The following is a 1179-nucleotide window of genomic DNA, read 5'->3' as shown; positions in this document are numbered from 1 at the left end:
TCATCCTGAGCAACCGTTAGTTGGCGGCAGCTATCGGAAGCCATGGAGTGCCGCGTGCGACGACGGTATTGATGAAGATGAGGAGCTTCCGTGCGCAAGCGACGAGGGCCATTTTGTGGGTCTTGCCCTTGTTGCGGAGACGTTCATAGAAAGTCTTGAGGAGCGGATTCCAGTGGAAGGTTGCGGGGAAGGCCGCGGCATAGAGGCTGGTTCGCAGCCGGGTGCGGCCGCCCCTGATGTGGCGCGGGCCGCTTCTGGTGCCGGAATCGTCGTCATAGGGCGCGAGGCCGGCCAGCGCGGCGACCGCCTCACGCGAGAGCATTCCGATCTCCGGCATCCGGATCAATACGGCGATGGCACTCTTCTCGGCGACACCTTGAACGCTTGCGATCAAATCCAGCTTGGCGGCGAGATCGGCATGCTGCCGCATCGCCTCGCGCAGCCCTTTGCGGGCATCGCGGACGTGTGCCTTGCGGCTGGCAATTTCTTGCTTCCAGAATGCGCGGCTGGTCTCGTCCTGGGCCATCTCCAGCCGCGTCTTGTAGAGAACAATGTCCTCGTTCAATTGGTCGATCAGGGTCTGCGTTGCGGCGAAAGCTTCAAAACGAGGATCCGGGGCGTCGTGGAGCTCTTCGACCGAGGCAACGCAGGCGGCGATCATAGCGGCGTCGATTTTGTCGTTCTTGGCGAGCTTGAGGCGGAACTGGGCGTAGGCGCGGACCTGTAGTGGCTGCAACACGACGACGACAAATCCTGCCCTGCGAAGCACTCGGACGAGGTTCTTCTCGTAGCCGCCGGTCGCCTCAACTCCGATCCGGTCGACCTTGTGGCGCTTCAGCCAGGCCACGATCGTATCGTGCCCAGCTGTATTATTGTCGGCTTCGAGCCGAGCTTTGGAACCGTTCAATGCGACATCGAGCTTAAGCTTGCCGATATCGATCCCGGCGCAAACAGTGCTATGCTTCGTCATCTTCGTCTGTCCCAACCTTGCTACGCGAACCCTGGGTTCGTTCAACCATCCGGGCCGGATGAAGAGCCGATCGCGATCTTGCTCAGGAACAGTCCACCAGACTGAGGAGCGCACGATCCGACGATCGACCGGCTCGATCCGGGTGGCCACCCGGATCGAGCCGTTCCTTGCGGAACACACCGAAGATAGCAGGGCTCTCCAGTACAAGG

The 1179-nt window shown here is 61.1% G+C and carries 1 protein-coding gene; it reads right to left on the bottom strand.

Annotation, left to right across the window (positions count from 1 at the left end):
• Positions 1 to 16 precede the first annotated feature (16 nt).
• Positions 17 to 1179: IS110 family RNA-guided transposase (locus tag H8A95_RS43145; RefSeq protein ID WP_229188466.1), on the bottom strand; the 1163-nt coding region annotated here is incomplete at its 5' end.

Origin of the sequence: Bradyrhizobium oropedii (assembly GCF_020889685.1) — a bacterium.
In the GTDB taxonomy this organism is placed as follows: Bacteria; Pseudomonadota; Alphaproteobacteria; order Rhizobiales; family Xanthobacteraceae; genus Bradyrhizobium; species Bradyrhizobium oropedii.
This window is presented reverse-complemented; position numbering and strand designations above follow the sequence as displayed.